5 protein-coding genes are annotated in these 4,056 nt (G+C 72.9%); all 5 read left to right on the forward strand.

Annotated elements, in window-relative coordinates; translation table 11 throughout:
- Positions 1-159 precede the first annotated feature (159 nt).
- Positions 160-576, forward strand: coding sequence for a cupin domain-containing protein (locus ACFRCG_RS42135; protein ID WP_380041594.1), 417 nt, complete (start codon positions 160-162; stop codon positions 574-576).
- Positions 573-1,841: a beta-ketoacyl-[acyl-carrier-protein] synthase family protein gene (locus ACFRCG_RS42140; RefSeq protein ID WP_380011732.1), complete on the forward strand. Its 1,269-nt coding sequence runs from the start codon at positions 573-575 to the stop codon at positions 1,839-1,841. Before ACFRCG_RS42135 ends, ACFRCG_RS42140 begins: the two co-directional genes overlap by 4 nt.
- Positions 1,838-3,082: a beta-ketoacyl synthase N-terminal-like domain-containing protein gene (locus ACFRCG_RS42145; RefSeq protein WP_380041596.1), complete on the forward strand. Its 1,245-nt coding sequence runs from the start codon at positions 1,838-1,840 to the stop codon at positions 3,080-3,082. The genes ACFRCG_RS42140 and ACFRCG_RS42145 overlap by 4 nt, the downstream gene beginning before the upstream one ends.
- A gap of 78 nt (positions 3,083-3,160) precedes the next feature.
- Positions 3,161-3,415: an acyl carrier protein gene (locus tag ACFRCG_RS42150; protein WP_380041598.1), complete on the forward strand. Its 255-nt coding sequence runs from the start codon at positions 3,161-3,163 to the stop codon at positions 3,413-3,415.
- Position 3,416: 1 nt separating this feature from the next.
- Positions 3,417-3,899 (forward strand): SRPBCC family protein, encoded by a 483-nt coding sequence (locus ACFRCG_RS42155; protein WP_380041600.1) that lies wholly within the window; start codon positions 3,417-3,419, stop codon positions 3,897-3,899.
- Positions 3,900-4,056: the final 157 nt, after the last annotated feature.

Here is a 4,056-nt window from a genome sequence, read left to right on the forward strand (position 1 = left end):
TCCTGGGCCTGTCGGCTGCCCGCCCACCGCCCGCGTCGGTGGGCCGCCCGCGTGCGTGGGGCTCCCCCCCCCCCGACCCCGCCGGCCGCGCCGCCCGCGCCGCCTCACCCCCCGGGGCGGCGCCCGCCGGCGCCCCCCCGCCACTTGGAGGTGGCACAGATGACCACGCAGACCGTACGCATCGTCAACCTGGACGAGATCGAGCCGAACCGCCGCCGCGGGGGTGACCTCCGGGTCATGCTCGGCCCGGCGACCGTGGGCTCCACCAGCGGCTTCATGGGCCTGGCCCTGATCGAGCCCGGGGACATGATCGCCGAGCACTACCACCCCTACTCCGAGGAGTTCATCCACGTCGTGGTCGGCTCCATCGAGGTCGACCTGGACGGCGTCACCCACGAACTCCGGCCCGACCAGGGCCTGATGATCCCGAAGAACATGCGCCACCGCTTCCGCAACGTCGGCCGGGTGCAGGCCCGGATGGTCTTCCAGCTCGCCCCGCTCGCGCCGCGGCCCGAACTCGGGCACGTCGACACGGAGGGGATCGAACCCGCCGAGACCGCGGGCGCCGACTCTTGAGGCGCCGGGTCGCGGTCACCGGCGTCGGGGTGGTGGCACCCGGTGGGGTGGGTGTCACCGCGTTCTGGGACCTGCTGATGGCGGGCCGCACGGCGACGCGCGGGATCACCTTCTTCGACCCCACCGGGTTCCGCTCCCGGATCGCCGCCGAATGCGACTTCGACCCGATCGCGTGCGGCGTCGACCCCGACCGGGCCCGACGCGCGGACCGCTACGTGCAGTTCGCGCTCGCCGCGGCGGCCGAGGCGGTCCGCGGCAGCGGCCTGGACCGCGACGCCGAGGACCCCTGGCGGATCGGCGTCTCCCTCGGCACCGCCGTGGGCGGCACCACCCGGCTCGAACACGACTACATCGCGGTCAGCGGCCCCGGCAAGACCTGGGCCGTCGACCACCGCAGGGCCGACCCCTTCCTGCACCGGGCCTTCTCGCCGAGCACCCTGGCCGCCGAGGTGGCCGAGGAGTTCGTCGCCAAGGGCCCGGTGCAGACCGTCTCCACCGGCTGCACCTCCGGCCTCGACGCGATCGGCTACGCCGCGCACGCGATCGAGGAGGGCCGCGCCGACGTGTACATCGCCGGCGCCGCCGACTCGCCGATCTCGCCGATCACGGTCGCCTGCTTCGACGCGATCAAGGCCACCTCGACCCGCAACGACGACCCGGCGCACGCCTCCCGGCCGTTCGACGCGGACCGGGACGGATTCGTCCTCGGCGAGGGCGCCGCGGTACTGATCCTGGAGGAACTCGAACACGCCCACCGGCGCGGCGCCCATGTGTACTGCGAGGTCGGCGGGTTCGCCACGCGCGGCAACGCACACCACATGACCGGCCTGACCCGCGAGGGCCTGGAGATGTCCGAGGCGATCGACCGCGCACTGGCGGACGCGGAGGTCGCCCCCGACGCCGTCGACTACGTCAACGCGCACGGCTCGGGCACCAAGCAGAACGACCGCCACGAGACCGCGGCCGTCAAGCGCTCGCTCGGCACGCACGCGCACAAGGTCCCGATGAGTTCGATCAAGTCGATGGTCGGCCACTCACTCGGCGCCATCGGTGCCATCGAACTCGCCGCGTGCGCCCTGGCGATGGAGCACAAGGCGGTGCCGCCCACGGCCAACTACGAGACGCCGGACCCCGAGTGCGACCTCGACTACGTGCCGGGCACCGCCCGGCCGATGGGCCTGACGACGGTGTTGTCGGTGGGCAGCGGGTTCGGCGGCTTCCAGTCCGCGGTGGTCCTGGACCGTCGGGAGAGGAGACCCCGATGAACAGCTCCGCACCAAGACGCACCGTGGTCACCGGCGTCGGCGTCGTCGCGCCCAACGGCATCGGCGCCGACGTGTTCTGGAAGGCGACCCGCGAGGGCCGCTTCGTGCTGGACCGGATCTCCCGCGAGGGCTGCGAGCACCTGCCGCTGACCGTCGCGGGCGAGGTGCGCGACTTCGACCCCGCCGCCGTGGTCGAGGAACGCTACCTGGTCCAGACCGACCGCTTCACCCACTTCGCGCTGGTCGCCGCCGACCAGGCCCTGGCCGACGCGGCACTGGGCCCGACGTCCACCTTCGGCGTCGGGGTGACCACCGCGAGCTGCTCCGGCGGCGGTGAGTTCGGCCAGCGCGAACTGCAGAACCTGTGGGGCAAGGGACCCGGCTTCGTCGGGCCGTACCAGTCGATCGCCTGGTTCTACGCGGCCACCACCGGCCAGATCTCCATCCGCGGCGGCTTCAAAGGCCCCTGCGCGGTGCTGGCCAACGACGAGGCCGGCGGCCTGGACGCGCTCGCGCACGCCGTCCGGACCATCCGCCGAGGCACCGACGCCGTCGTGGTCGGCGCCGCCGAGGCACCGCTCGCCCCCTACTCGATGGTCTGCCAACTCGGCTACGACGCGCTCAGCCTCGCCGCCGACCCCGCCCGCGCCTATCTCCCGTTCACCTCCGCCGCCCGCGGCTTCGCCCCCGCCGAGGGCGGCGCGATGTTCGTCGTCGAGGACGCCGACTCGGCTCGCCGGCGCGGCGCCCGGATCCGGGCCGAAGTGCTCGGACACGGGGCGACGTTCACCGGCACCTGCGGCTGGGGACCGTCCCGGCACGGACTGGCCCGGGCGATCCGCGACGCCCTGGCCGAGGCCGAATGCGGACCCGCCGACATCGACGTGGTCTTCGCCGACGCACTCGGCACCCCCGAGGCCGACCACGCCGAAGTGCTGGCCCTGTCCGACGCGTTGGGCGTCCGCGCCGCCAGGGTGCCGGTCACCGCGCCCAAGGCCGGCATCGGCCGGGCCTACTGCGGCGCGCCGATGCTCGACTGCGCCGCCGCGATCCTGGCCATGGAACACGGCGTACTGCCGCCCACCCCGGGCGTGTTCGACATCTGCCACGACCTCGACCTGGTCACCGGCCGGGCCAGGACCGCCGAACTGCGCACCGCCCTGGTGCTCAGCCGCGGCCTGATGGGCGGCAACGCCGCACTGGTGCTGCGCCGAGGCGACGGCCGCCCCGACACGCCGTAACCCGACCGGCGACTGCCGCGGCCGGTAAGACCCGTGCCCTCGTACGCATCATCCGACTCATCCGAAAGGAAGCCCGCGATGAACGGACCGCTCACCCACGAAGTGCTCGCCGAGGTGATGAAGTCATGCGCCGGCGTCACTGCCAGGCCCGAGCAACTGCGGGACCCCGACGCCACGTTCGAACAGTTCGGCCTCGACTCGCTGGGCCTGCTCGGGATCGTCGCCGAGCTGGAGCGGCGCTACGAGTTCCCGCTCGGCGCGGACGTGGACCAATGCAAGACCCCGCGCGAGTTCCTGGAAACCACCAACTCCCAACTCATCTCAGGAGTGTGACATGGCCGGCCATACCGACAACGACATCGTCATCGCGGCCCCGTTCGACCTGGTCTGGGACATCACCAACGACGTGGACAACTGGACGAACCTGTTCAGCGAGTACGCGTCGGTGGAGGTCCTCGAACGCGAAGGCAGCAAGGTGACCTTCCGCCTGACCATGAAGCCCGACAAGGACGGCAAGATCTGGAGCTGGGTGTCCGAGCGCGAGGCCGACCGCGAGACGCGCACGGTCTGGGCGCGCCGGGTGGAGACCGGGCCGTTCGCGCACATGCACATCCGCTGGGAGTACCACGAGGTGCCCGACGGCGTACGGATGCGCTGGGTACAGGACTTCGCGATGAAGGAGACCGCACCGGTCGACGACGCGTGGATGACGGACAACATCAACCGCAACTCGCGCGTCCAGCTCGAACTGATCCGGGACCGGATCCAGGAGCGTGCCCGGGAGACGGGCGTCGCGCCCACCGTGCGCACCTGGTGAACCCCGCGTCGTCGCCCGCCTCGGCGCGACGACGCCCCGCCGGTGGGGGCGCCCGGCGGCCGGCCCCCCCCGCCCCCCCCCCCCCCCACCCCCGCCCCCCCCCCCCCCCCGGCCTGTTAACCACGTACGCGGCCGCCGCGTTGGGGGGGGTTGTTAT

Source organism: Embleya sp. NPDC056575, from assembly GCF_042793325.1.
In the GTDB taxonomy this organism is placed as follows: Bacteria; Actinomycetota; Actinomycetes; order Streptomycetales; family Streptomycetaceae; genus Embleya.